This window comes from Halomonas sp. H2 (assembly GCF_050215315.1).
GTDB lineage: Bacteria > Pseudomonadota > Gammaproteobacteria > Pseudomonadales > Halomonadaceae > Vreelandella.
In genome coordinates, this window is record NZ_CP189760.1 from 868,703 (window position 1) to 894,320 (window position 25,618).

Below are 25,618 nucleotides of genomic sequence, written 5' to 3' on the forward strand. Positions count from 1 at the left end.
AAGGTGGTTTCAGTAGCGCGCTAGGTACGCTTAGCGCGCTTTGATTAAGTTTGGGTATCTGCTTGTAGTGCTTCTTTGAGAGATTCAGCAAAGCGGAGCATGGAAGGGAAGCCTCCCCATGGCCAATAGTTTCTTTTCATACTTACCGACGTATCATCTAGCCAATGCTGCCATAACCCTGACTTTGGTAATGTTGAACCAGATATGTCTTGAGAATAAGCTGGCTGGAGAACAACGATTTGGCCTGTCAATGCAATTGCTTCACGAACTGAAAGAGTACTGAACCCCCAGTTGTTAGTAGGCCCCTGCCAAGCATTTTCAAATCCAAGTCGTGTCAAAGCTGCATCTTCCAGGCTCCCTGGCCCATAGACACGTACATGCTGGTTGTCTCGGATTTCGATAATCAATAGCGTTTCTGCAGGCCTCCCAATCTGTGCCGCAATCGCTGACATTCTGGCTTCTACAGAGTCAATGAATGCTTCGGCCTGCTGTTGCCCGCCGTTCAGATCCCCCACATCCCTGGTCAATTGTTCAAGGCTTAGCCAAACATCCAGGCCTTTCATAAATGGCCGTATTTTTATTACATGAGCAATACGGGAAAGTTTGTCTTCTAAGTTCAAATGGGCTGGTGGTGCTATCACTATGTCATCAGGTTTCAGTGATGCAAGATATTCAAGGTTGGGTTGAAATCTAAGTCCGAGGTCAAAGGCATCAGGAAGTAAGTATTCTTGGTATAATTGTCTGTATTGTGCTAAGCCAGCTAAAGCAATGGGTGGTTGGTGTAAGGCACTAAGTGTATCTGCCACCGCATAGTCAAAAGTAACATCGCGCTGCTGATCATCAGCATTAGCCGCAGATAATAAAATTAATATAAGCAAGATTGGTAGTATGAGATTTTTATATGCTGATGATGTCATGTCGTCTTTGTATACCTTGACTAGCAGATAGAAAGTTAAAATTTGGTTTTTAATCTGTCATTATAATAGGGAGGTAAATGAAAAAAAACGAGATGCCTATGAGTATAAAGGCACCTCGATTTTTCATTGTAGCCTGAATATTTTTTCTTAATTCCTCAATAGGACAAGCACCTACCAACGATAGCTGACGGTTGCTGTCACATTGCGCTCTTCGCCAAAATGACAAACCCTGAAGCTAGAGCAAGAGGACGTATACTCTTTATCAAGTAGGTTGTTGGCATTGATCTGCAAGTCCATGCCTTCAAGGTCGCTTGATAACGCGCCCAGATCATATTCCAGCATGGCATCGACCAGAGTATAGCCGTCTACCTGAAATGTATTGGTCTCATCGCCCCAGGTAGAATCGTTGTAGCGGACACCTGCGCCAATACCAAGGCCGTTTAACGCCCCCTTCGTGAATTCATATTTGCTCCACGCAGAGGCCATATGACGGGGCACGGCATAAGGAGTATTTCCTTGGGTTTCATCGTTGGTCTCGACGTACTCCATGTCCGTGTATGTGTAGTTGGCGAGTAACGAAAGCTGCTCAGTGGGACGTAAGATGGCAGAGAGTTCTAAGCCGCGCGAACGTACTTTCCCGATAGACTCATAGAATGATGTGTTAGGAATGGCTTCGGAAACATTCTCCTGCTCTAAATGATATAAAGCGGCCGTGTATTGGTCATTGCTGCCAGGGGGTTGATACTTGATACCTGTCTCGTACTGAGAGGCCTCGCTGGGATCTAATGTGTTTCCTGAGGCATCAGTTCTTGTGGCGGATGCTGCCTGAAATGATTCCGAGTAACTGACGTAAGGGGAAATACCATTATCAAAAGCATACAATAGACTGGCACGACTAGTGAATTTTTCATTGTCGCTTTCAGAAGACATGCCTAAGTTGGTATAGGCGGTACTGGTGTCAGCCCAATCCTGACGCCCTGACAGGTTGAAACGCCAGCGATTGAAGCTGACCTGATCCTGCAAGTAAACCCCAGTCTGCTCCACCTTGTTGATGAAATTAGTGGGCGCTGCGTATGTGATTTGTGTGTTTCCATACTGTGGGTTGAAGGCGTCCAGGGGAGACGCCGCCCCGAACTGCCATTCTCCCGAGTTGCGTTGGTACTGGTAGTCCACACCGGCCAGCAGCGTATGTTCAAGAGACCCGGTCGTAAAATCCCCCTGTAGCTGATTATCTACATGGTAGGCGTGCATGGATTCATCGGCTCTCGCTGCGCGTCGATTTAGCAGGTTACTATCCTCTACGTAACTACTGGAATAAATGGAGTCATAATCAATATCCGAAGAGGTGTAGCGGAAGTTCTGTCGAGCTTGCCACTGATCGTTGAACTGATGTTCTAGTTGGTAACCTATTAGTCGTTGATAACGCTCGAACCCATTGACGCCTGGCTCGCCATCAAAGAAGTTATTGCTGATCCTCCTGCCATTATAATCTCGCACCGTACCGTCGGCTGGTGTCCAACCATAGTAACCACGATTTGGCTCGTGCTGCAGGTAGGCCATGACGGTCAATTATGTCGCATCGGTTGGCAAGAACGTTAAAGAGGGAGCAATGGTATAGCGCTCGTTCTCTACATGATCGAACTGACTATCCGAACCGCTGGCTAGACCTACTAGGCGATAGGCGACCTGTTGGTTTTCCCCTATGGGGCCACTGACGTCAAATCGTGCTGTACGTGTATTATGGCTGCCCGTTTCTAGTTGGATCTCATGGCTAGGTGAAAATAGAGGGCGTTTACTGGTCAGCCCAACCAAACCTCCTGGGTAGCTTTGCCCGTATAAAACAGATGTTGGCCCCTTGAACACATCAATCCGCTCAAGAAAATAGGGATCAATTTGTAATGAATTATAGCCGGAAACATCGCTAGCCATTTTAAGGCCGTCAAAATAGATGTTGTCGATACTGCCGACGCCACCAAAGCCGCGCATATTGATAAAATCGACACGACCTCCAATGCCATTGCGGGTGCCTGTGAACACACCAGGGGTATAGCGCAGGGCTTGCTGTATCGTTTTCGCGCTTTGATCTTCGATCTGCTCGCGCGTGACCACGGATACCGACTGGGCTGTCTCCATCAGAGGGGTGTCAGTCTTGGTGGCACTGAGACTAGTATTGGCGGTATATCCATCAGTCGGCTGTAGCGCACCTGAAATTCTATCGCCCGTTACTTGCACTGTAGGCAGTGCGTTTGGCGAATTGCTATCTAATTGCGTACTCTGCTCAGGATTTTGTGCAAACACAGCTGCTGACGTGCTGTAGGCAGCCAATGCGATGGCGACTGTTAACCACCGCTTGTGAAAAGTAGGTTGGTTCACGAATGTTCTCCTTGGATTAGGTTCATTTTAATTTTTTGTAAATGCTAATTGTTATTGTTTGTATTATGTGTATCTATATCTTGATGTCAACTTCGTGTGAGCATCTGGGAGGGGGGAATCCTGAATTAAAATCAAAAAATGAGGATTGGCTTAAGATTATGGTGCGATGGCTTCGTGCTCACAGATAGGGGAACATGACGTGCCGTTACCTGATTTAATGTTGCGGCTATTCAATTCATTCAGCATGTTGAGGAAGCCGCGATATCGCTTTTTAGAGCTTCCAACCCCTCGTGAAGCGTGGGGAAGAGGCTTTTATTGAAGTTTCGCCACCGTAATTCAATGATGGAGTCATCTGGTTCGATATCAGTTTCTAATAAGTCGTAGATGACCTCGCCAGAATCAATTCCGCTGTCGACATAATGGAGTGAGGCGCCAGTCTTGTTGATAGCAGGAACGCTTTCGGTCTCCATTGTCTGCCAGTTAATAACTCTTTTTCCCAGAGCTCCATACAGTGCATCGAGTGTTGCTGAGGCACCACGCCTTTGGTAAAGAGATCCTTGGCGTGTAATACCGGGATGTATATTGACGATCTTGCGATAAAAAGGGCTCTGGGGGCGGATAAGTTCGTCTAAGATGACTAGTAGCCCATCAAGAACGACGACGTCAGCCCCTACGGCGGCTAACTTCTCTAGCAAGCTTTTTTCGAAAGTTGATTTCGCAAGGGGTCTATCGAGAGAATCGATTGGTAAGCGTCGGTAAGTGGATGGTATAGAACAGAAAAGATCGTCAATGTGGCGATCCTGTATAGAGAGTTCTTGTGGCAAGATCCATGGCTTTCCAAGTTGACGACAGAAGCCATAGTCTTTGAGCTTCTCTTGATCTTTGATTGAGCCTTCATCGTCATCATAAATCACTGTTTCCAGAGAGTAGGCATCGCCTAGCGGAGTCTCGTTGAGAGATGTCACCAGATACTCAAGAGGGGACATCATGTACTGTTTCTCCCCCTTATACTCAATGTATTGCCCCGCTTTATCGGCTGCAGCATTTCTCAGTGACAGGATATAAGCTAGTTTTAATTTAGACATGTTTTACCCATGCTTTTTAATAGTAGATGGTGGTCTTAAGGTGCATCAGTCATGCTGCTTCAACGCCTGTGCTCTAACCGAGAACGTATTGAAGAACGGCATCTAGTTGCTAAGTCCAGTGGCCAAGAGGTGGCCTGACCACTGGTACGATTTATGAAAGTGAGTTGGTGAAAACTAAGGTGTAGTAGCTGCCTCCTTGCAGGGTGAAGGGGCATAAAAAGCTGCTGCATGATCTAATGCATCGCATATCTCGCTTGTTCGTGCCGCCAAAATCGACAGCAGGGTATCGCTTAAACCATGGGTGGGCTCGCAGCTGCCTTGCAGGAAAATAGCCGGTTTGAACTCAGGCTTGGTGTAAAGCTGATAGTGGCGATTGACAGCAAACTCAGGCAGGTAGTCCGCGACGGGGGCCAGTAGCTGTTTATGGGTGTCGCGTACATAGCCGGTGGCTAACACTACTGCGTCGTAGCGGGTGATATCCGTATGACCAGTCTCTAAATCACGCACGTTTAGCTCAACGCCTTCAGGGCCTGCTTCACTGCCGATAACCTCATGGCGGCGACGGAAGCGGTGGCGGGCCTGGCCGGTTACTTTTTGCTGATAGAACACATCGTAAATCTCCTGAATCAACGCCAAGTCAGGGGCTGAGTAGTTGGTGCTTTTGTACTCCTGCAGCAGTGCTTCCCGCTGGCCGGTGGGGTTGTTGAACACGTAGTCGGTGTATTCGGGGTTGAAAATCTCGTTGACGAAGGGGCTATCGTCGGAGGGTTTAAAGGCCCATGCCCGGCTAATCAGATCCACCTGAATGCCTTCACGGCCATGCAGGTCAAGGAATATCTCAGCGGCGCTCTGGCCGGCACCGATCACGGCGATGCGTTTGGGGGCGTATTGCTTCGCCAGCTCTCTCAGATAGTGGCTGGAGTGGAAGACCCGTGGGTCGTCTTTTAGCCCGGCGAAGCATTCAGGAACATTGGGCGCCCCCCCCACGCTAATTACCAATGAACGGGTGAGCCTTTCCTGCACCGCGCCACTCTCATCCCGTGAACGAACGCGAAGGTAGGCTACCTCGTCGTTATCAGTTTCAGGCAGCACTTCAAACACATCCTCTCCATAGGTGCACTGGTGTTCAAAGTGGCTGGCAGTCCAGCTTAGGTAATCATTGAACTCATGACGGCTGGGGAAGAAGGTCTGCAGATTGATAAAGTCCTGCAGGCGGCCTTTGCTGTGGAGGTAATTGAGGAAGCTGTAACGGCTCCCAGGGTTGCGCGGCGTGACCAGATCTTTGAGAAAAGAGATCTGCATATGGGCATTTTCCAGCAGCATATGCGGGTGCCAAGCAAAGCAGGGCTGGCGCTCAATAAACAAGGCATCCTTCGCTTGCCCTGCCTGGCGCTGTTCGTCGAGAGCTATGGCCAGGGCAATATTGGAGGGGCCGAAGCCGATGCCGATCAAATCGTGAATATGCATAAGAGTCCTCGTGGCTGATGTGTCAATTAAAAAAACACCGAAGGGCGGCGTTACTGACGTCCTTATCTAAAGACGAATGAGAATGAGGCATGTTTACAAAAAAAAGGTGTTTAACTTTTTGCAGCGGTGGTTCGTCTGTATGAGTAGGTACTGCTTTCCAATCCCTTTTTCCAATCGCTTTCCAATGAGGTGAATGTGCTTTCCTATCTGATTCGTCGAACCCGCGGGTTGATGACCGCCGCTGCGCTGGCCAGTATTCTCTCGGGGCTTTTCAGCGTGCTGCTGATTGCCCAAATTAATGCGGCGTTAACCAGCGACTCCGCCAGCCGCGCCAGTGCGGCCTGGGCTTTCGCGGGTATCGCCGTGGCCCTAATGGTCTGTCGGATGGTGTCGACGGCGCTGTTTGAGCGGTTGGGGCAGCGTGCTTTGGCCGAGTTACGCAGTTTTGTTGCCCAGTGCGTGGCCGAGACCCCCTTTGCTCGGTTCGAGCGTGTGGGCAGTGCACGGATCCAGTCGGCGCTCACCGAGCACAGCAACAACGTGGCGGTACTGTTCGTTAGCTTGCCGGTGATTTTGACCAATACGGTCATCGTGGTGGGGTGCTTGGGCTACCTGGCAATGCTTTCATGGCAGGTGTTTTTGTTTGCACTGGGGGTGATTGGGCTGGGTGCTGTCGGTTACCACTTGGTGCACTTACGCGCTATTCACTACCTCCAGGATGCCTCGTCAGAGCAGGATCGATTGTTTGGTCATTTCCGCGCGCTGACCGATGGTGCAAAAGAGCTACGCCTACACCAGCGCAAGAGCCGGGTCTTTATGGATCAGATACTGGGGGAGTCGGTTGAAGGCGTGCGGCGGCTGCGCACCTATGGCATGTCGCTGTTCGTGATCTCGACCAGTTGGGGTCAGTTTCTGATGTACGCCTTTATCGGTCTGGTATTGTTTGTATTGGCGGGCGATGGGCCTAACCAAACCCAGGTAATGACCGGTTTTGCGCTGGTGTTTGTGTTTATGGTGACTCCCCTTGAAGGCTTGCTGATCAATATCCCGCGGATCAATATGGCGCGGGTAGCTGCTAGTCGAATTGATGACATCACACGAGAGATGCCCCAGGGGCAGGAGAGGCAAGCGTCACCTCAGGTGCCTGCTTTGCAGCGTCTTGAGTTGCACGACGTCACCCATCAGTACTACCACGAGCAGAGCGATGACTTCTTTGAGTTGGGGCCGATTAATCTGAGCTTTACGCCGGGGGAAGTGGTGTTTCTGGTGGGGGGCAACGGTAGCGGTAAGACCACGCTGGCCAAAGTAGTGGTGGGGCTTTACCCGCCGGAAGGTGGCGAGGTATTGCTCAATGGCGAGCGGGTCGAAGCGGATGGCTGGGATGCCTACCGGCAGCTCTTCTCGGTGGTGTTCTCGGACTTCCATCTCTTTGAACGCCTGTTAGAGGCACCGCGGGAAGGCTTGGACGAGGAGGGTAATCGCCTGCTGGCCAAGTTGCACCTGCAGCACAAGGTGCGGGTTGAAAACGGTGCGTTCACCACCCAAGCACTCTCCCAGGGGCAACGTAAGCGTCTGGCGCTGGTGGTTGCCTACCTCGAGGATCGGCCCTTCTTGGTGTTTGACGAGTGGGCGGCGGATCAGGATCCGTTATTCAAAGAGGTGTTTTACTGCGAGGTGTTGCCCGAGTTAAAACGCATGGGCAAAGCGGTGCTGGTGATCACCCACGATGACCGTTACTTTCACCTGGCGGATCGGTTGGTGCGGCTGGAGAGCGGCAGGCTGTTGGCTGCTGAGTCTGAGACTGCCGAAGAGCCGCTAGCGGAACGCTCATCGGCCACTTGACCTTGCCACGCACGCCAGTATCCGGTCTTTAAGCCATCGTGATATGGCCGAATCCACATAGCAGCCACGAGAGCTGGTTGTCTCGCCAGCTCAGGCGTTTGAGCTGGCGTGTTTATGGAATCACTGTTTAACACCGTGTTATTTGCCGTTCCTTTAACCATTGGCCTTGCCCAGTCGCCAGTAGCCCATGCTGGTAACGTACTGCTTGGGTAACCCGCACTCGTTGACTAAGTAGCGGCGCAGCTTCATAGCGACCTTGGTTTCAGCGGCGATCCATGCGTAGAAGGGCGCGCTATCATCCAGGGTGGCGGGTTCCCAGAGTGGGCTGTCCTCATCGTAGCTTTCGTTGTTGGTCGTGGTGCTGGTAGTGGTGTTAGCAGGCGTGCCGCCTAGCGCTTGAATTTCCCTATGTAAATCGATATCACGCAGCGCCCTCATCAGCAGCTCGCCGTGTTGACAGGCAGGCTCAGCGTCACGTGCTAGCCAGCGCAGTTTGGCGGCTTGGGGTAGCGGCTGAATATCGTCGCGGCGAGGCACTTCGAACAGTGCTTCGACCTTGGGTTTGAGAGGCAGGTCATCAAGGGTTTCTAGAATACCGGCAGCAGCGGGGAGGGCGGTTTCATCGGCGATAATCAGAATACGGCGCACGCCTTGGGGTGGCTTCCATTCGTAGCCCTGCTTGGGGCCTTCCGCGTTAGCGTCGGGGGCTGTCATGGCTAGCCGATCACCTGGGCGGGCGTGCATTGCCCAGCGCGAGGCGGGGCCATTGTCGCCGTGGAGCACAAACTCTACATCCACTTCAGCCTGCTCTGGGCGTAGGGCACGGATGGTGTAGGTGCGCGCAGAGGGGCGCTGGGCATCCGGCAGTGCGCGGTAGGCGCTGTACCAATCGTGCTCTGCCAGCTTGGCAATCTCAAACAGCGGGTCGAGGCTACCACCGCCTTCAGGGAAGAACAGTTTGACGCGCTGATCCGGAGCGTAGGTCGCCATTTGGCTGACGGCAGGGCCAGTAAAGGTGAACCTGACTAATGAGGCGCTGACTTGGGTCCGCCGAGCGAGAGTGATATCGAAAAGCTGGTAGCTCGGTTTGGCTGCCATGGTGATGTCTCCTTTATATATAAGGAGTCAATTGTAGTGCTAATTATTATCATTTAGAATCGTTGTTGGTAATTCAATCGCTAATTTCCATAAACTCGTTTGCATAAATAGTAAGGCTAAGAAAATGACGCTGCTGCCTATCACGTCTCTTTTGGCGAACTGTCCGGTTATCACAAAAGGGTGCTCGCTATGTTAGGCGCCGCGCAATTTACCCAAAGAATGGGGGGAATGTCACCTGCTAAAGCCTGCCTATTGCTTAGCCTGCCCATGGTGGTGCTGTTTTGGGTGGGCCTAGAGGGCCAAGGCGGTTTCGCGCTGGGCCTGCAGGCATTAGTGGCCCCCTCTTTTGAGAATGTTGACGAGCTACTGCTTTACTACGCTTGGTGGCCGCGCCTTTCGATCGCGCTGCTAGCCGGGGGCGGCTTGGGGTTGGCAGGCGTGCTTATGCAGCAGGTGCTGCGCAACCCGTTGGCCTCGCCCACCACCCTGGGGGTGGCATCGGGCGCTAACCTGGCGTTGATGACCGCCACCTTGCTGGCGCCGGGGCTGCTTGTCGCCGGGCGCGAATGGGTCGCCTTATTGGGTGGCGCGCTAGCGGTTGGATTAGTGTTTCTGCTCTCCTGGCGGCGCGGGCTGGCGCCGATCGTGGTGGTGCTGGCGGGCCTGGTGGTCAATCTGTACCTGGGGGCACTCTCCACCGCGCTACTGCTGTTCAACCACGAGGCGCTCTCCGGGCTACTGATTTGGGGCGCGGGCTCGCTGGCGCAAAACGGTTGGGACGGCGTTGCAATCCTCTGGCCTCGGCTGGCGATTAGCTGCGTGGCCGCGTGGTTTTTGCTACGACCCTTGGCGGTGCTGGAGCTGGACGACGCCAGCGCCAAGAGCCTGGGAGTCTCGCTGACCTATCTACGCTTTGCGGGGATGGGGTTGGCAGTATTTATTACCGGCAGCATTGTCAGCGTGGTGGGCATCATCGGTTTTATCGGCTTGGCAGCGCCCAATATTGTGCGTATGGCCGGTGCGCGCCGCTTAGGGCCGCGGCTAATCTGGTCGACGCTATTAGGGGCCGTGCTGCTGGCTACCACGGATCTGCTGCTGCAGCAGTTCGGTGGCATGGTGGCGGCCTTTATTCCTACTGGGGCGATTACCGGTGCCCTGGGGGCACCGCTGTTAATGTGGCTGATTCCACGCCTGAAACTGCAGGGCGACCAGCCGCCGAAAGGGGCGGGTGTTTTCGCCCGCCGTCACCCAGCGCCGTCACGTCTAGTCACCGGATTACTACTCGCGTTGCTGGGGGCAACGGTACTTGGCTTGCTGTTTGGCCAGGGCGTAGATGGCTGGTACTGGCTGGCGCCCAATAACTGGAATGTCATGCAGTGGCGTATGCCCCGGGTGATGGCGGCAGCCGCCAGCGGGTTGATGCTGGCGATTGCCGGGACTATTCTCCAGCGCCTTTCCGCCAACCCCATGGCCAGCCCCGAAGTACTGGGTATCAGTGGTGGCTGTGCCATTGCGCTGATTTTGGGGATTTTCCTGCTGCCTGCGCCCACCAATATGATGCTGATTGGCGTGGGTACCCTGGGTGCTTTCGCGACGCTGCTGGTGTTGGTGGGTATCAACCGCAAGAGCGGTTATCTCCCCGAGCGTTTACTGCTCACCGGGGTGGCGGTCAGCGCGCTGTTTGATGCAGTGCGCAGCGTGATGCTGGCGGGCGGCGACCCTCGTGGCCAGCAGGTGATTGCCTGGCTGGCGGGCTCCACCTACTACGTGGATATCACCAATGCGGTGGTGGTTGGGGGCATTGCCGCTGTATTGGCGCTGATCACGCTGCCCTTCACCCGCTGGTTGGATATCTTGCCCTTAGGCGCGCCGACGGCCAAGGCGCTTGGGGTAACCCTCAATCGAGCCCGTTTGGCGTTGCTGCTGTTGGTGGCCTTGTTAACCGCCTGCGCCACTCTGGTGGTGGGGCCGCTTTCGTTTATTGGTTTGTTAGCACCGCACATGGCGCGCTTGGTCGGCTTCTCCCGTGCAGGGCAGCACCTGCTGGGGGCTGCGTTGATCGGCATGCTATTGATGGTGCTGGCGGACTGGGTGGGGCGCCAGATTATTTTCCCCTATGAGATACCAGCGGGCTTGGTCGCCTCCCTGATTGGCGGCGCTTACTTTATGTGGGGGCTGCGGCGTTTGTAATCACCAGCGCTTTTAGCTGTTAAAGAAAACAGAATGCCGGGGAGTTGTGGTCATGGAGCTGTTGAGGATTGTATGGCGTGATTATCGCTGGCCTTTTGTGGCCGTGGTACTACTTAGCCTGACAAGCGCTGGCTTGGGCATCGGTGTCATCGCCTTTATCAATCAACGGCTGCTGGGTACCTTCACTGACCCCTGGCGCATCCTACCCGAATTCCTGGGGCTGATTGCGCTGCTGCTGGTCATTACTCTGGCATCACAGTTGGCCCTGACCACGCTGGGCCACCATTTCGTCTACCGGCTGCGGGGGCAGTTGATCAAGCGAATTCTGGATACCGATATCGAACGCGCTGAACAGATTGGCAGTGCGCGTTTGCTAGCGAGTCTCTCCTCCGACGTGAGTTCAGTGACCGTTGCTTTTATACGCTTGCCGGAGCTGGTGCAGGGCGGGGTGCTGACGATAGGTGCCACGCTTTACTTGGCGTGGCTTTCGCCTGCCATGCTGGGTGTCACCGCGCTCTGGGTGATCGTGACTATTTTAATTGGCATACGTCTGGTAGCTCGGGTCTATGGGCATATGGCCAAACTGCGCGACATACAGGATCGTCTCTACGCGGATTACCAGTCGGTGATCGAGGGGCGCAAAGAGTTGGCGCTCAACCGTGACCGCGCCGAATGGCTGTATCGCGATGTCTATACGCCTAACGCACAGGATTGTCGGCGTCATTTTATTCTTGGTGATACCTATCATCTCAGCGCAGTGAACTGGTTCAACATCATGATGCTGGGCGCCATTGGTGTGGCGTTCTTTTTGGCCAACGGCCTGGGCTGGGCATCGGTGCAGGTAGCCACTACTTTTTCACTCACGCTGCTGTTTTTGCGTGCGCCGCTTATGCAGGCCATTGGCGCCTTTCCGACGCTGATTAACGCCCGAGTGGCGTTCGAAAAGATCAGCAGTTTAGACTTGGCCGAGCACCGCGAAGCATTCGGCCACTCTGCGCTGCGCCACGACTGGCAAGAGCTAACCCTTGAGCAGGTCAGCTATCGCTACCCGGATGAGGAATCTCGGGCGGGTTTTGCCATCGGCCCTATCGACCTGACCTTGAAACGTGGCGAGGTGGTGTTTCTGATCGGCGGTAACGGCAGCGGGAAATCGACTTTGGCGAGGCTGCTGACTGGGCTCTACCAGCCTCAAAGCGGCTGTGTGCGCGTCGATGGCAGGCCGCTGCAGGAGGAAGATTGGACACGCTATCGCCAGCACTTCTCGGCCATATACACTGACCTGCATTTGTTTGATCGTCTGATGGGCCCTGCGGGTGAGTCACCCGACTCGGGGCTGGTGGAGGAGTGGCTTGCCGCGCTGGGCATGCGCAGTAAGCTCGACTTCGACGGCGATCGCATCACCAACGTCAACCTCTCCCAGGGCCAGCGCAAACGCCTGGCGATGCTGCTGGCGGTCGCTGAACAGCGCGACCTATTGCTGCTAGACGAGTGGGCCGCCGACCAAGACCCCCAGTTCCGCCGGGTCTTTTACCGTGAGCTGTTGCCCCAGTTGCGAGCACTGGGCAAGACGCTGGTGGTGATTAGCCACGACGACCACTACTTCGACCAAGCCGACCGGCTGCTGGAAATGCGCCAGGGGCAGTTGGTAGAGCTCACCGGCGAACAGCGAGAAGCCGCCAGCCGCGATGCGGTGGCCCGGGTGGGTAGTCATTGATGTGAGTCGCTTAGAATAATTAGTTATAGTGAGTGATATCGCTTAGCTAAGCTGCGCCCTGGTTATGGCGAAGCTGAAATAGGTCATAATTGGTTTGCATGGATAGCCAGAATTCGGCGCTTCCGGCATGCAATTTTTCTAGAGCCAATGCCATTTCAGGTGTGACGGAGGCGCTGCCGTTAATTACCCGGTTCAGGGTGTTACGGTGGCAGCCGAGTTGTTCAGCGACCGATGCCACGCTGCCAATCTTGTGGCCGTCTTCGTCCTCAATCAGACGTTGCCGGATAATGCGACCCGGATGTGAGGGGTTACACATGGCCATTGTTTCTTCTCCCATCAGTGATAATCGTCATAGTTCAGCAGGTAAACATTATCGTCTCGGAACTCAAAGAACAGTCGCCAGTTACCCGATACCTTGATGGCATACTGGCCGTCCAGTTTTCCAGTTAGAGGGTGAAGATCCCAGTTGCCAGCCGCTATATCGTCGAGACTTGTGGCTGCGTCCAGTACGGTCAGACGATCACGGAGACGGTCGACATGATCGGCACGGACGCCCTTGGTGCTTCCTTTATCGAAAAACAGCTTTAGTCCCTTATGCTTGATGCTTTTAATCATCCATCGTACCGGCTTATGCCTAACTGGCTTTTATCTATTGTAGTGTGTCGCGCGACAGTGTGCAATTATGCCGAGACTCGCTCGGACAGCTGCATCAGTACTCGCAATACTTGTTATCAACTTTTGCGCTGTTTGATGGCTTTAGGGGCATAACCGAAGAAGCGCGTGAAGGCAGCGCTGAAGTTACTTGGGTGTCGATAGCCCGTGGCGTAGGCAGCCTGAGCGACCTGTTGGCCGCTCTCCAGCAGCGTATGGGCGTGGCGCATGCGCTGTTGATGAAGAAAGTGCTGAGGCGTCGTGCCAAACATGCGACGAAATCCCTGCTTAAGCTTCTGCTCTCCTAGCCCCACTCGTGCTCCTAGATAGGCCAGGGGCAAGGGGCGATCCAGTTCGTTGAGAAGGATCTCACGGGTCTGAACGATGCGCTCGGCGTCTGCGCTGGCGATAGTCTGTGTAGGGCAGGGTTCCGGCAGCAGCATCTCAAGTTGTTCCCCCAATAAGCTCAAGGCGTGAATGTGTTGCTGGAGCCGAGCGCTGCCTGTTTGGAGGCATACCTGGAGCGCCTGCAGATGTGCCCGGCTGACCGGCGACGTAGGCTGAAAAGCCAGCGGTCGAATACCCCCAGAGGCAGGGAGTGCTGCTTGATATCGCTCGCCCAGGTAGCGCGTTAGCCAGCCAGTACTGGCGACAAGGCGTAACTGAAGCACTGTTTCCCCTTCCGGTATATGGCGCTCCCCCTGGCTGTGGTTAAAGGTGGTTACCGTGGTGTGACCGTGACCGAAATCGATGCGCGGCCCCCAGCGCTCTCGGTAATCAGAGTGGCCTTGTAGACCAAAGGTCACAATCACGCCTGCGCCCGTATGGGGTGTGCGGCTCTCTTCGACGAGCGCTTGTTTAGTACGGTAGCGGGTTAACACTACCGAGAGGCCATCATCCAGCACGCAGCATTGAGAACCTTGCAGAGAGTCGCCAATGGGGCGTGATGCATCGCTACGCATAAGAAGTGAATTGGTTTGCATATGAATGAGTATGATAATTGCTATCGTTTATAGCTAGCCTACTCCCTTGAAGGTTCCCGCGCTAGTCGGGAGCCAGAAACAGCACTAAGGGGGGGGCGATGCAGAGCAAGGGGTTGAAAAGAAATGCAGTGGTGGTGCTTCTGCTGGGGGGATGCAGCGTGGGCAGCATCGCTAAAGGGGAAGTACTACCCGTGGTGAAGGTAACGGCTAACAAAGTCGCGCAGACTGAGCAAGAGGTACCGGCGAGCTTAGCGGTAATATCCGGCGAGACGCTGGTGGATGCCGGTGCTTCCAATATGGGCGACTTGGCGCGCTATGCGCCTGGGTTGAGTTTTCAGCCTTTTGGCCAGTCGGGTACCGCCCTGCCGGTAATGCGTGGGCTAACCTCAGGTGCTACCGCTTTCTCCTCATCAGTCCTAATGCTGGTGGATGGGGTGCCCGTCGTGGCTGGCCAAGGGTTTGATCACAACCTGCAGGGTGTGGAACGGGTTGAGGTGCTGCGCGGGCCCCAGTCGACGCTCTATGGCCGCAACGCCGAGGCAGGCGTGGTCAGCCTGCATACCCGTCAGCCGGATGCAGGCCCCTATGCCGAACTGGGGGCTACGCTGGGCAGCCGTGATCTGAACGCGCTACGCCTCGATGCCGCTCAGGCACTCGTACCCGAGCAGCTCTATTTTGGGGTCAGCGGGGAGTGGCGCCAGCAGGATGGCCTCGTGGATAACCTGGCGCGTGCGGGTGAGGCAGATGACCGCCAGCGCAAGAGCGGGCGGCTACGTCTACTCTGGACGCCGACCGCGGATACGGACGTTACTCTGCGCTATGGGCAGTTACACTACCGCGACGGTGCGGCTCCTTGGGGGCCTGTCGGGGCAAACGGTCACGATACGCGTCGCATTGACTCCCCCAGTCCCGGTAGTAACCGCTCAAGCGGGCGGGATATTTCCCTGGATGCGCGTCATGCCTTAGCGCCTGATTTGACCCTGCGATCCATCACGGCGCGGCGGGAGATCCGTGATCGCGTCACCCAGGATACCGATTTAACGCCAGCTCAGCGCTTTGCCGTCGGGCGCGACCAGCGTTTGACCACCTTATCCCAGGAACTGCGTCTGGAGCGTCAGGGTGATGAGGGGCAGAGCAGTTGGGTGCTGGGCCTGTACGGTGACCGTGATGATCATCAACTGCAGTTCGAGCAACGCAACCCGATGGGCACCCAGCGCAGTGAGGCGACGCTGGAGGCTGAGAACCTCGCGCTGTTCGGGCAGTGGACGTTGCCGCTGGGCGAGCGTTGGCGCCTAACACCAGGCCTGCGCATAGAGCAGAGCCGGGTGGCGTTGACGCCCCGGGGAGCCGGGCAGCGCAGCGAGCGTTGGGATGATGTTACCTCGCAGTTGGCCCTGCAGTACCGCTTGGGTGACGACGACTGGTTGTATGCCCGCTATGCCGAAGGGTTTCGCGCCGGTGGCTTCAACGCCTTCTCTGCTCAGAGTGACTATCCCGGCTACGAACCTGAGCAAGTGGCTTCCTACGAGCTGGGTATCAAGGGAACAGCGCTTTCGCAACGGTTACGCTATGGGCTAGCCAGCTACTGGATGACCATTGACGACATGCAAGTCCAGCAAGTTATTCAGCCCGGTAGTGTGCAAATCACCAATGCTGCCGCGGCGCGTTCCCAGGGCGTAGAGCTGGATATTGACTACCTGCTGGGCGGACATTGGACGCTCCAGGCGGGCCTGGCGCTCAATCGTACCCGATTTCGCGAGTTCAACGATCTTAGCGGTGACCACGCCGGCCACCACAACCCCTTTGCGCCCGATATTAGCGGTCGGTTGGGGCTGCGCTACGACTCACCCCAGGGCTGGTATGCCCAGGCCAACCTGAGTGGCATGAGTAAGACCTACCTGGATGCGGCCAACCGCTTCAGTCGTCCTGGTCATGCCCTGCTCGATCTGGCTGGCGGCTATCAACAGGGGCCATGGCAACTGGGGGTCTATGTGAACAACACCGCTGACCGACAGTACGATGCGGTGGGCCTGCTCAACGGCACGATACGGGAGTACAGCCCGCCCCGTGAGATTGGCTTGCGTGTGGGGGTATCGTTATGAGCCGGCCCGCGGATGCGCTTCCCCATGCGCTGCAGCCCTATTGGGATCTATCGCTGGCCGCTGTACAGGCCGAGGCCCTACAGCTTGCCTTAGCAGAGGATCTATTTGAGACGCTAGCGTCACCCTGCACCCCTGAGGCACTGGCACAAATGCATGCATGGCAGCCCGAAGCCACGCGCCACTGGCTGACGCTGTTATGGAGCATGCAACTGCTCGACCGAAGCCGCGATGCCGCGGGTGAGTGGCACTACACCAGCAGCGAGGTGGCGCGGCGCTATCTGGCGTCTTCCTCAGCGTTAGACTGTAGTGATGCCTGGCGCTTTCGACTTGCTTCCCTGCGCGATTTCGGTGCCGGGCTAGCCAATGGCTTGCGCGGACAAAACCGGCCAGCACCGCTGGCCAACGGTGAGCGCTGGGCCGTGGCAGCGCGCGGCCATCTGGCACGCGAGCAGGCGGCGGTAACGGCGCCTGCCGCCTGTGAATTGGTGGCACAACGGAGGGCGACTGAATCAGCCTGGCGGCTGCTGGATCTAGGCGGTGGCCCAGGGCTGGTCGCTGTCGCCCTGGCGAAGGCGTTTCCACATATGCACGGCGTGGTCTTTGAGCTGCCCGAAGCAGCCGATGTGGCGGCGCAACATATTACCGAAGCCGGCCTGGCCTCGCGTCTTGATACGCGGGGCGGCGATCTGGCGAGGGATGACCTCGGCACCGGGTACGACCTGATCTGGTGCTCTTCGGTACTGCATTTCGTGCCCGAGCTTTCGGCCAGCCTAGCCAAATTGCATGCCGCACTAAAGCCCGGCGGTGAGTTGATCTGCGTGCACGCTGAAATTCCCGCAGAACCCGAGGCGGCCCGCCGCATGCTGTCCTATTACCTGCCGCTGCTGTGGCAGGGGCGCCGGGTGACTCAGGCCGGTGATCTGCGTCAGGCACTGCTGGCGCAGGGTTTCGAGGTGTGTGAGGCGCAGCCGATTGCGCTTCCCATGGCGCCTGCCACGGCTCTGGTGGCGCGTAGGAGGGCGAAATGATGCGCTCTCTGACCGCCCGGCAACTGGCATTCGGCTGGCTCCACTTCGCCCTGGCGCTGCCCAGTATCTATCTGCTGTTGGGAATGCCGCTGGTGCTGCGCGAGCAGGGCTGGAGTGGTACCCAGATTGGCCTACTGCAACTGGCGGGCCTGCCAGCGGTGCTCAAACTGGTGATGGCGGTTCCCGTTGAGCGCTGCCGCCTGGGTGGCGGAGGCTATCGCGCTTGGGCTGGTCTGCTCGGATTGCTGTTGGGCTTGGCGTTGCTAGGGTTAGCGTACGACTTCCCACTGGCGCAGCCGCCGCGTTTCTATGGCTGGGTGCTGCTGATCAGTTGGTTGGCGACTTGGGCTGATGTGCCCGTGAACGCGCTGGCGATTCGCTGCCTGCCCGCCGAAGAGCGACTACGCGCCGGAGGAATTCGTTCGGCGGCGCTGTTTCTGGCTGCGGTGGTGGGCGGCGGCCTATTACTGGTCGTGCACGAGCGTGCAGGGGGAGCAGTGCCCTTCGTGCTGATGGCATTGCTATTGGCCGTGGGAGGACTCCTATTACGCTGGATATCGGTACCGCCAGAGGTTGGCAGGCAGCCGTATGCCTCAGTGGAGGGGACGGTTGAGTCTCTGAACCATAAGGGGGCGATGGGATTTGTCCGTCAGCCAGCCGCAGGCCTGTGGGTCGCCCTGCTGATGCTACTCTTTCCCTTCGTTGGCGCCGGTTGGATCTATCTAAAACCGCTATTGCTTGACCTGGGGATGCCGGTGGAGCAAGTCGCCTGGTGGGTGGGGGTTGGCGGTGGTATAGCGGGCGCCCTGGCGAGTCTAGCGGGACAGCGCCTGGCACGGAGTGTTGGGCTTAGCCGAGCTTTGCCGCTGTTAGCTGCTTTGGCAACGCTGGCCCTGGCGACTCTGGGGGGAGTGGGTTACATGGCCGCGGGGCATGGTCTGTGGCTGGTGGGCGCAGGACTGTTGGCCTGTGCCATGGGCGCGCTTTCGGGCGTCATGTTCGGCCTGATGATGCACTTTGCCCGGTCAGGGTATCAGGCGTTGGATTACGGTCTACAGGCCAGCCTGTTCACCCTGTCGCGCCTGGCGGTACCCGTGCTAGCCGGTATTGTGCTCGACCGGCTGGGCTACCCAGCTATGTTTACGGCGCTGGCGCTAGGCATGGCGGCGGTAGTGGTGCTGGTGCTGCTGGTCAGTAGGAGGCTGCAGCGGGCTGTGTTGAATGGGTGAAGTAGATAAGATGCTGAATGAGTTCGGCTCAATCCACGATTGAATCTTGCATAGCCGCCGTCTTTGGTGGCCTATACTCAGTCATAACTTAACCCTTGCTTGTCGGTGCAAGAGCAGCAGGAATATGGGTATGCCAAGCAAGGCCGTTAACGCACCCACGGGAATCTCTAATGGGCTGATCAAGGTGCGGCCGATGAGGTCAGCGCACAGCATCAGCATACTGCCAAGCAACATGCTGCCAATCCATAACCGATGCGGTTTTGAGCCCACCAGTAGCCGGGCGAGGTGTGGGGTGACCAGCCCAACGAAACCAACCGGGCCAGTAACCGCCACCGCACTGGCGGCGAGCAGAACCGCAACAGCAATGGAGGCAGCACGCCAGAACATAGGGCGAAGCCCCAGACTGATCACCAGGCTGTCATCAAAGCGCAGCAGGGCAAGTGGTTTCAGCAAAGCCAGGGTGCCGAGTAATCCCGCTAGGCTCCAGGGCCAAAGCATGTACAGATGCTGAAAGTCGCGTCCGTATAGGCTGCCAGCCAGCCAGATCAAGGCGATTTCAGTGCGTGCACCGCCCCAGGTGATGATGACCCACATCACTAGCGCGTTCAGTACAGAGCCCACAGCAATCCCGTTGAGCACCAAATGGATGGGCCGCAGCTGTGTCCGCCATGATAGGCCCAGTACCAAACTGGCTGCCAGCAACCCACCGAACAGTGCTGCTGCGGGCAGCCAGCTCATCATTGCGGGAGTAGCATCGCCGCTTAGCACATCCGCCGTGGCAAGGTCGGCAAGCAGCAGAACGGTGATGACTGCGAGTCCAGCACCGCTGGAGATGCCAACGATACTCGGGTCCGCTAATGGATTACGGAACACCGCTTGCAAGATCAGACCTGCGGTGGCGAGCTGCAGGCCGACTAGGATGGCGAGTAGTGCGCGTGGCAAACGGTGTTGCCATACCAGCGTGCCTTCCAGTGACGACGCTTGGCCTGAGAATAGGCCATCGAGAATCAGTCGTGGCGACACCGATACAGCCCCAATAAACAGAGAGGCTAGCACCAGCAGTGCCAAGACGACCCCGAGCAGTACGAGGGGGATGCGCAATGGCATGCGTTGGCCCACGCCGCTGTGAGTTGTTGTATGTTTTTGGAACATGGAGCTAGCCCTCCTGCCGACTGATCAGGTAAACCAGTACTGGCCCGCCCAGCAGTACGCAGAGAATCCCGACGGGAACCTCATGCCACTTGGCGATAAGGTCAGCCGCACATACCAGGCTTGCGCCGACCAAGGCAGACAGCGGTAGTAGGTGGCGATGACGAACTCCATTGGCGCCCAGGGTGAAGCGAACCAAGTGGGGGGAGACCAAACCAATGAAGGTGATTGGGCCCGTTGCCGCCACTGTCGCTGCCGCCAGTAGTACGGCAACGACACCGAACAGCAGCCGCCAAGGCGTGACGCGCATGCCGATAGCGACGAGAATTTCATCGTCCATGCGCAATAGATCCAGTTTGCCAGCAAAGACGATCGCCAATAGTAAGGCAGGTATCACCCAAGGCCACAGCAGGTGTACATGCTCCCAGGTTCGGTTAATTAGGCTGCCCGTTAACCAGTAATAGATGCCGTTGGCCTCCACATTGGCGCAGATCAGTAGCACGATGATGGCGGCGGCGAAGAACAGGTTGACGCTCATTCCGGTCAGTGTCAGGTACAGCGGGTTCAGGCGTGCCCCCAGACTGATGGAAAGTGTCAGTAGCGCTGCAACTATTCCACCCACTGTGCTCAGTAGCAGCATGGTCGGGGTCGATAGCGTGAAGTAGGTCATGCACAGCGCCATCGCGAATGCCGCCCCTGACGTGACCCCTAGTAATCCAGGTTCACCCAACGGGTTGCGGGTGACTGATTGCACGATGGCGCCCGCTAAACCCAGCGCACCTCCTGCCAGCATCCCGGTCAGTAACCTGGGCATACGCAGTTCACGAATCACGAATGCCGCATCGGACCCATCATCACGCATCAGCGCTTGGAGCAGGACGTGGAACGGAATACCGAACTCGCCCAGCGCAAGTGCTCCTGCCGTTGCTAGGCTGAGGACGAACAGGCAGGCTGAGGCAAGCCAGAGTGCACGAATCGGCAGTGCCCTCACTCGGTTCTGGAGTAGGAGACTATCCATGCTCTACTAGCGCTCGAAGTTCATAGCCCGGGCTTGGGCGGGTTCGGGGATATCTTCGGGAGCAGGGAAGTGCTCTGGGTAGAGCAGGTAAGCCATCTCCTCAAGTACCATCTGTCTGGCCAGCGGGCCGTGGGGCATGACGTACTGATCACCTACTCGCCAGGCTCGGTTATTACGTACGGCCTTCAAACGGGGCCAAGCGGGGTGGCTAACGAAGGGGCCGTCTTCTGCCTTGAACGACAGGATCACATCTGGATTTAGGCGCAGCAGCGTTTCCATGCTGATCGCGGAAGAATCCGCTGGTGCCATGCCAGGCGGTGGATTGCCCTGAATATTGGTCGCGCCAAGCTGGGTCATGATGTGTCCGGTTAGGTGATGACTGTAGAAAGCATAAGGAACATCACCCCAGTGCCAGAGGAATACGGCGCTGATGTCGCCCGGTGCACGCTCGGCATGGTTCTCCAGGTCGTTCAGGAAGCGCTCGTTCAACTCGCTACCCTGGCTTTCGGCGCCGAGCGCCAGGGTGGCGCGTTCGACACCACGTAGAGAGTCTTCCAGGGTGATTAGGTCAAAAGCCAGAAAGGCACCGGCTTCCTCAATTTTCTGTTCGAAAGGCTCAGTGTAGGTGCGTAGCCCGATAGTTAAATCTGGAGATAATTGAGCTAGAACTTCTAAGTTTGTTTGGTGAACTTCACCAAGGTTCACAGCATCCTCTGCTGCGCCGCCAAGAAAGTCAGACTGTTGGCCACCCAGTATCGATAGACCATCGACTTGCTTGCCTAACGATACCAGTACGTCCGCACCGAAACTGGAAATAGAGGCAACGGTGTGCGGTAGCTGAGCAATCTCAACGTTTTTATTCCGGTCATCGACGATTGTTAGGGGGAAACCGTGGGCGAGAACGCCCCCTGTATTCAGAACGGTCATGACGGGAATTGTGATAAGGAGCGAGCGTAGACGTTGCATGAGCTGGAATCCGGGACGGCCATTCGAAGTAGGGAATTGTTGGCTAATCGGCACCCTTCAGCTACCCGAATCGGGAGTGAAGTCACCCACAAAAGGATCTGCTGCGGGGAGTCTTGGCGACGGCTACCTCTCTATGCTGAGTTCGCTTCGATCAGCATGAGCCTGCCCATGAGAGATTTAAGAACCAATACCAGTGCACTGCGCTTGCTTTACGAACTCGCAGCTAGCCATCGACTGGCGATGGTAGTGGCGCTGCTAATAACGTTCCTGGCGGTACTGGCCGAATTGCTGCCGTTCTGGTTGCTCTACCAGGCGATTAGCACCCTTGTGCTAACGCCACATCGGTTTGTGGAGACATTGCCGTTCCTGGCGGCTTGGCTGGCGGCAGCGCTGCTGCTCAAGTACCTGTTCTACGGCTCGGCTTACTTGATTAGCCATCATGTCGCCTACGCGATCATGGCAACGGCTCGTAATACCTTGGTCGCCAATCTGGTGACAGCACCTTTACCCTGGTTGCACGGGCAAGGCAGTGGTGCTTTGAAGCAGTCGGTCATTCAGGATGTGGAGCGCCTTGAGGGTTTTCTCGCCCATCACACGATCGAGATCACCGCCGCGATTCTTGCGCCGCTTTGTGTTACCGCACTGCTGTTCTGGTTGGACTGGCGGCTGGCGCTCGCAGTGCTGGCCATCGGACCAGTGGCGCTATTCGTCGCTATGTTGGGTATGCGCGGGGTTGGCAATGACCATGACCAATTCAGCTTAGCCACCGCCAACCTCAATAATGTGGTGGTGGAATATCTGCGCAATATGCCGGTACTGAAAGTATTTTGCCGATCCGCATCACATTTCCAACTGTTGCAGTCTCGGTTGCAGGCGTACTACCAACTGACGACGGCCATCACCAGACGAACGGTGCCTGTTTGGTCACTATTTACCAGCGTGCTGGGGGCTCATATGTTGCTGGTGTTGCCGCTGGGTGCATGGCTGTGTGCCAGGGGCGAAGTGAGCTCAGCGGATGTGGCACTGGCCCTGATGCTGGGCGCCGCTATTTTCAAACCGCTACTCAAGGTCAGCCGCTTCTTTATGGAGATTCCGCCGATTCTGGCTGGGCTGCGGCGCATGGCGCCTATCTTGGCGTTACCGGTGCCCCCACCTATGGCGAGCCGCTCAGTAACGTTCAGCGAGCCGCCCTTGGTCGAGCTGAGGGTCGTTGATATGCAGTACGGTGGCCACCCAGTGTTGGCGGGTGTGAGCCTTTGCCTACGGCCTAGGTCACTCAATGTGCTGGTGGGGCCTTCGGGCGCCGGGAAATCGACTATCGCACATATCATGGCCGGACTGCTGATGCCATGTGCCGGAGGGGTATTCATCAACGCTAGGCCAATGAGCCAACTGTCGGATAGCGACCGGGCACGCCTAGTGGGAATGGCCACACAGGAGGTATTCCTGTTCAGTGGCACCATCCGCGAGAACCTATGCTTGGCTCGGCCGGATGCCAGTGAGGCTGAGCTAGATAAGGCGCTGCGGGTTGCCCAGGCCGAAGCACTGGTGTGCGGATTGCCTGAGGGGCTCGATACCCAGGTCGCAGAACTCGGTACGCGCCTCTCCGGGGGTGAAGGCCAGCGCATTGCGCTGGCAAGGGTGCTGCTCGCTGATACGCCGATCCTGCTGCTCGACGAAGCGACAGCGTTTGCCGATAGCCTGACCCAGCGCGCTTTTTTTCGGGATCTGCGACAGGCGTATCCCGGCAAGACCTTCGTCATCGTCGCGCATCGTCTTGCCGGCATTGAGTGCGCCGACCAGATTCTGGTGATCGAGGAGGGGCGACTGACCGCTAGCGGCCGTCATAACCAGCTGATGCAGCGTAGCGGCTACTACCAGTCGATGATGCGTTGTGAAGCATCGTGCTCCGACTGGACACTGACCTCGGAGCGCGGCGATCTGACAACGTCACAAGGATAGCAAACGATGGCAAACGTGAATGTCTGGATCAGCTTGCGGCGCATTCTTACCCGTAGCGGCACTTCTGCGCGGCCATTGGTGCTGGGACTGCTGCTGAGGGTGCTTGAACGCTGCTGCGAACTGATGCCTTATCTGCTCTGTTACCTGTGGTTGTGTACCATTCTGGAGGTTCCACGCCCCGGCTTTGGTTGGGCAGCAGATCCTGGCTGGCTAGCGCTGGCCCTGATCGTCAGCTTTGTACTGCAGTGGCTGTTGGCCTATGGCGGCCAGAAACGCTGCTTTTTAGAAAGCTACCGCATCATTGCAAGTTACCGGGAACGGTTAATCGAACGGATGCGCAACGTCCCCATTGGCGAGCTGCGCAGCCACCGCGTTGGACAGCTGGCAGATGTGTTGACGGACGACATCAATCGTGTGGAATCGATTTTCGCCCATGTTTTGGCAGACTTTGTCTCCGCACTGGGGTTATCGCTGGTGGCACTGCTTGTTCTGGCTAGTATCGAGTGGCGCCTAGCGCTCGCTCTAGCTGCTCTGGTACCCCTGGCTGCGCTGGCTCTGGTGGTCAGCCGTCGTCTGTTCGAGCGTGCGGGGCTGCGCAAACACGCACTCTACCGACAGACATCCGGTCTGCTGGTGGAATTCATCGGTGGGCTTACGACACTGCGCCTGTTCCATCAAGCTGATGTTTGGGCGCAGCGCTTAACAGCGGCTTTTGCCGACTTGCGCCGAATGAGCCTGAGCATTGAAAAATGGGGCGGTGGCCCAGTGATGCTGTTTCGCTTCCTCGTCGAGTGCGGTCTGCTTGTGCTACTGCTGGCTGGTATCTTGAGTGTGTTTGGTGGCGAGATTTCCCCAGTGAGCTGGATCGCCTTCTTCCTGCTGGCTTACAAATTTCTTGGGCCGCTACTGGAAGCGGCCGAATATCTGGTCATGTTGCGCCATGCCTGCCAAAGCGAAGTCAAGCTAGAGGAGGCGTGGGCACTGGAGCCACTCGCCGAGCCGCTTGCCGCGAAGACGCCGGAACACTTTGCAGTGAGTTTCGATGCGGTGTCGTTCTCCCATGGTGGGGAGGCCCGATTGCGTGACATCAGCATCGAGGTGCCCGAGCGGAGTGTCACGGCTATCGTCGGCCCCTCTGGTGCGGGTAAAAGCACATTGTTGCATCTGCTGGGGCGGTTTTATGACCCTGACCAAGGGGCTGTGCGTATGGGGGAGGTCGACCTGCGTGATATGGGCTCGGAACAACTGTATAAAAAGGTTAGTGCGGTGTTTCAACAGGTCCAGATATTTGACGGCACCATCATCGAGAACCTGAGGGCAGGGCGAGAGGATGCAAGCGATGAAGATGTTCGACAAGCGTGTGTTGCCGCTGACTGTGTTGACTTTATTGAGCGGTTGCCGGAGGGCTATCTAACCCGAGTGGGAGAGTCAGGTTTTGCTCTTTCTGGCGGCGAGCGCCAGCGCCTTTCGGTTGCCCGGGCCCTGCTCAAGGATGCACCAGTGCTGTTGCTGGATGAGGTCACTGCCGCCGTGGACCCGCAATCGCAGATGGCGATCCATCGCGCCCTTAATACTTTAGCCAGGGATCGCACCCTGATCATGGTAGCGCACCGGCTGAGCACGGTGCGCAATGCTGATCAGATCATTGTCCTAGACCGGGGCTGCATCGTCGAATCCGGCAAGCACGATGCGTTGCTGCGCTGCGACGGTCTGTATGCCGCCATGTGGGCAGCCCAGGCAACCGACGATCCGATTCCAGCACCCTGATGTTCCAGTATTCTGATAAAGAATAGAAATAAATCGCATTCGGGGGTTCGTGTCCCGTTTGGAGTAGTGCCGTTAGC

The 25,618-nt window shown here is 56.6% G+C and carries 20 protein-coding genes; 8 read left to right on the top strand and 12 right to left on the bottom strand.

Features of this window, described 5'->3' with window-relative positions; genetic code table 11:
- Positions 1-44: 44 nt before the first annotated feature.
- The 5 genes from ACQE2I_RS03925 to ACQE2I_RS03945 form a co-directional block, all read right to left on the bottom strand.
- Positions 45-917, bottom strand: a complete 873-nt coding sequence (locus ACQE2I_RS03925; RefSeq protein WP_427030178.1) for an ABC transporter substrate-binding protein — start codon at positions 915-917, stop codon at positions 45-47.
- A 171-nt stretch (positions 918-1,088) separates the two neighbouring features.
- Positions 1,089-2,477, bottom strand: a complete 1,389-nt coding sequence (locus ACQE2I_RS03930; protein WP_427030179.1) for a TonB-dependent siderophore receptor — start codon at positions 2,475-2,477, stop codon at positions 1,089-1,091.
- Between the two features lie 9 nt (positions 2,478-2,486).
- Positions 2,487-3,290: a TonB-dependent siderophore receptor gene (locus tag ACQE2I_RS03935; protein ID WP_427030180.1), complete on the bottom strand. Its 804-nt coding sequence runs from the start codon at positions 3,288-3,290 to the stop codon at positions 2,487-2,489.
- Between the two features lie 239 nt (positions 3,291-3,529).
- Positions 3,530-4,375 carry a formyltransferase family protein gene (locus ACQE2I_RS03940; RefSeq protein ID WP_193085808.1) on the bottom strand — a complete coding sequence of 282 codons (846 nt, stop codon included), beginning with the start codon at positions 4,373-4,375 and terminating at the stop codon, positions 3,530-3,532.
- Between the two features lie 174 nt (positions 4,376-4,549).
- Entirely contained in the window at positions 4,550-5,842 is a 1,293-nt protein-coding gene (locus tag ACQE2I_RS03945; protein WP_301397647.1) for a lysine N(6)-hydroxylase/L-ornithine N(5)-oxygenase family protein, read from the bottom strand.
- A gap of 195 nt (positions 5,843-6,037) precedes the next feature.
- Between ACQE2I_RS03945 and ACQE2I_RS03950 the strand changes: the two genes are divergently transcribed.
- Positions 6,038-7,684 (top strand): cyclic peptide export ABC transporter, encoded by a 1,647-nt coding sequence (locus tag ACQE2I_RS03950; protein WP_427030181.1) that lies wholly within the window; start codon positions 6,038-6,040, stop codon positions 7,682-7,684.
- A 153-nt stretch (positions 7,685-7,837) separates the two neighbouring features.
- Here the strand turns inward: ACQE2I_RS03950 and ACQE2I_RS03955 are convergent, their stop codons facing one another.
- Positions 7,838-8,782 carry a siderophore-interacting protein gene (locus ACQE2I_RS03955; protein WP_427030182.1) on the bottom strand — a complete coding sequence of 315 codons (945 nt, stop codon included), beginning with the start codon at positions 8,780-8,782 and terminating at the stop codon, positions 7,838-7,840.
- 189 nt (positions 8,783-8,971) lie between these two features.
- Here ACQE2I_RS03955 and fhuB point away from each other — a divergent pair, with 189 nt between their 5' ends.
- Positions 8,972-10,972: a Fe(3+)-hydroxamate ABC transporter permease FhuB gene (gene fhuB, locus ACQE2I_RS03960; RefSeq protein ID WP_422156310.1), complete on the top strand. Its 2,001-nt coding sequence runs from the start codon at positions 8,972-8,974 to the stop codon at positions 10,970-10,972.
- Positions 10,973-11,024: 52 nt separating this feature from the next.
- Positions 11,025-12,686, top strand: coding sequence for a multidrug ABC transporter permease/ATP-binding protein (locus ACQE2I_RS03965; RefSeq protein ID WP_141439790.1), 1,662 nt, complete (start codon positions 11,025-11,027; stop codon positions 12,684-12,686).
- Positions 12,687-12,732: 46 nt separating this feature from the next.
- Here the strand turns inward: ACQE2I_RS03965 and ACQE2I_RS03970 are convergent, their stop codons facing one another.
- The 3 genes from ACQE2I_RS03970 to ACQE2I_RS03980 all read right to left on the bottom strand — a co-directional run bounded on the left by ACQE2I_RS03970 (position 12,733) and on the right by ACQE2I_RS03980 (position 14,320).
- Positions 12,733-13,008 carry a HigA family addiction module antitoxin gene (locus tag ACQE2I_RS03970; protein WP_414123358.1) on the bottom strand — a complete coding sequence of 92 codons (276 nt, stop codon included), beginning with the start codon at positions 13,006-13,008 and terminating at the stop codon, positions 12,733-12,735.
- A gap of 14 nt (positions 13,009-13,022) precedes the next feature.
- Entirely contained in the window at positions 13,023-13,301 is a 279-nt protein-coding gene (locus ACQE2I_RS03975) for a type II toxin-antitoxin system RelE/ParE family toxin (protein WP_422156313.1), read from the bottom strand.
- A 116-nt stretch (positions 13,302-13,417) separates the two neighbouring features.
- A complete protein-coding gene (locus ACQE2I_RS03980) occupies positions 13,418-14,320 on the bottom strand; it encodes a helix-turn-helix domain-containing protein (RefSeq protein WP_427030183.1) in 903 nt (300 codons plus the stop codon).
- Positions 14,321-14,418: 98 nt separating this feature from the next.
- Here ACQE2I_RS03980 and ACQE2I_RS03985 point away from each other — a divergent pair, with 98 nt between their 5' ends.
- The 3 genes from ACQE2I_RS03985 to ACQE2I_RS03995 are packed head-to-tail and all read left to right on the top strand — an operon-like array spanning position 14,419 to position 18,679.
- Complete coding sequence (locus ACQE2I_RS03985) at positions 14,419-16,422, top strand: TonB-dependent receptor (protein ID WP_278371113.1); 2,004 nt, start codon at positions 14,419-14,421, stop codon at positions 16,420-16,422.
- Positions 16,419-17,450 carry a methyltransferase gene (locus ACQE2I_RS03990; protein WP_301397658.1) on the top strand — a complete coding sequence of 344 codons (1,032 nt, stop codon included), beginning with the start codon at positions 16,419-16,421 and terminating at the stop codon, positions 17,448-17,450. The genes ACQE2I_RS03985 and ACQE2I_RS03990 overlap by 4 nt, the downstream gene beginning before the upstream one ends.
- A complete protein-coding gene (locus tag ACQE2I_RS03995; RefSeq protein WP_427030184.1) occupies positions 17,447-18,679 on the top strand; it encodes an MFS transporter in 1,233 nt (410 codons plus the stop codon). Before ACQE2I_RS03990 ends, ACQE2I_RS03995 begins: the two co-directional genes overlap by 4 nt.
- Positions 18,680-18,760: 81 nt before the next feature.
- Here ACQE2I_RS03995 and ACQE2I_RS04000 read toward each other — a convergent pair whose 3' ends face one another.
- From ACQE2I_RS04000 to ACQE2I_RS04010, 3 genes are read right to left on the bottom strand one after another with little or no spacing between them, the layout of a single operon-like run.
- Entirely contained in the window at positions 18,761-19,831 is a 1,071-nt protein-coding gene (locus tag ACQE2I_RS04000) for a FecCD family ABC transporter permease (RefSeq protein WP_301397660.1), read from the bottom strand.
- 4 nt (positions 19,832-19,835) lie between these two features.
- Positions 19,836-20,846: a FecCD family ABC transporter permease gene (locus ACQE2I_RS04005; RefSeq protein WP_427030185.1), complete on the bottom strand. Its 1,011-nt coding sequence runs from the start codon at positions 20,844-20,846 to the stop codon at positions 19,836-19,838.
- Positions 20,847-20,852: 6 nt separating this feature from the next.
- Positions 20,853-21,812, bottom strand: a complete 960-nt coding sequence (locus ACQE2I_RS04010) for an ABC transporter substrate-binding protein (RefSeq protein WP_301397662.1) — start codon at positions 21,810-21,812, stop codon at positions 20,853-20,855.
- A 168-nt stretch (positions 21,813-21,980) separates the two neighbouring features.
- Between ACQE2I_RS04010 and ACQE2I_RS04015 the strand changes: the two genes are divergently transcribed.
- Positions 21,981-23,774, top strand: a complete 1,794-nt coding sequence (locus ACQE2I_RS04015; RefSeq protein WP_301397663.1) for an ABC transporter ATP-binding protein — start codon at positions 21,981-21,983, stop codon at positions 23,772-23,774.
- A 6-nt stretch (positions 23,775-23,780) separates the two neighbouring features.
- Entirely contained in the window at positions 23,781-25,541 is a 1,761-nt protein-coding gene (locus tag ACQE2I_RS04020; RefSeq protein WP_427030186.1) for an ABC transporter ATP-binding protein, read from the top strand.
- Positions 25,542-25,618 lie beyond the last annotated feature (77 nt).

What these genes read in the sequence shown, in the direction of transcription:
- ACQE2I_RS03925 (WP_427030178.1), bottom strand. Translation starts at nt 917, where the DNA reads ATGACATCATCAGCATATAAAAATCTCATACTACCAATCTTGCTTATA.
- ACQE2I_RS03930 (WP_427030179.1), bottom strand. Translation starts at nt 2,477, where the DNA reads ATGGCCTACCTGCAGCACGAGCCAAATCGTGGTTACTATGGTTGGACA.
- ACQE2I_RS03940 (WP_193085808.1), bottom strand. Translation starts at nt 4,375, where the DNA reads ATGTCTAAATTAAAACTAGCTTATATCCTGTCACTGAGAAATGCTGCA.
- ACQE2I_RS03945 (WP_301397647.1), bottom strand. Translation starts at nt 5,842, where the DNA reads ATGCATATTCACGATTTGATCGGCATCGGCTTCGGCCCCTCCAATATT.
- ACQE2I_RS03955 (WP_427030182.1), bottom strand. Translation starts at nt 8,782, where the DNA reads ATGGCAGCCAAACCGAGCTACCAGCTTTTCGATATCACTCTCGCTCGG.
- fhuB (WP_422156310.1), top strand. Translation starts at nt 8,972, where the DNA reads ATGTTAGGCGCCGCGCAATTTACCCAAAGAATGGGGGGAATGTCACCT.
- ACQE2I_RS03965 (WP_141439790.1), top strand. Translation starts at nt 11,025, where the DNA reads ATGGAGCTGTTGAGGATTGTATGGCGTGATTATCGCTGGCCTTTTGTG.
- ACQE2I_RS03970 (WP_414123358.1), bottom strand. Translation starts at nt 13,008, where the DNA reads ATGGCCATGTGTAACCCCTCACATCCGGGTCGCATTATCCGGCAACGT.
- ACQE2I_RS03975 (WP_422156313.1), bottom strand. Translation starts at nt 13,301, where the DNA reads ATGATTAAAAGCATCAAGCATAAGGGACTAAAGCTGTTTTTCGATAAA.
- ACQE2I_RS03980 (WP_427030183.1), bottom strand. Translation starts at nt 14,320, where the DNA reads ATGCAAACCAATTCACTTCTTATGCGTAGCGATGCATCACGCCCCATT.
- ACQE2I_RS03985 (WP_278371113.1), top strand. Translation starts at nt 14,419, where the DNA reads ATGCAGAGCAAGGGGTTGAAAAGAAATGCAGTGGTGGTGCTTCTGCTG.
- ACQE2I_RS03990 (WP_301397658.1), top strand. Translation starts at nt 16,419, where the DNA reads ATGAGCCGGCCCGCGGATGCGCTTCCCCATGCGCTGCAGCCCTATTGG.
- ACQE2I_RS03995 (WP_427030184.1), top strand. Translation starts at nt 17,447, where the DNA reads ATGATGCGCTCTCTGACCGCCCGGCAACTGGCATTCGGCTGGCTCCAC.
- ACQE2I_RS04000 (WP_301397660.1), bottom strand. Translation starts at nt 19,831, where the DNA reads ATGTTCCAAAAACATACAACAACTCACAGCGGCGTGGGCCAACGCATG.
- ACQE2I_RS04005 (WP_427030185.1), bottom strand. Translation starts at nt 20,846, where the DNA reads ATGGATAGTCTCCTACTCCAGAACCGAGTGAGGGCACTGCCGATTCGT.
- ACQE2I_RS04010 (WP_301397662.1), bottom strand. Translation starts at nt 21,812, where the DNA reads ATGCAACGTCTACGCTCGCTCCTTATCACAATTCCCGTCATGACCGTT.
- ACQE2I_RS04015 (WP_301397663.1), top strand. Translation starts at nt 21,981, where the DNA reads ATGAGAGATTTAAGAACCAATACCAGTGCACTGCGCTTGCTTTACGAA.
- ACQE2I_RS04020 (WP_427030186.1), top strand. Translation starts at nt 23,781, where the DNA reads ATGGCAAACGTGAATGTCTGGATCAGCTTGCGGCGCATTCTTACCCGT.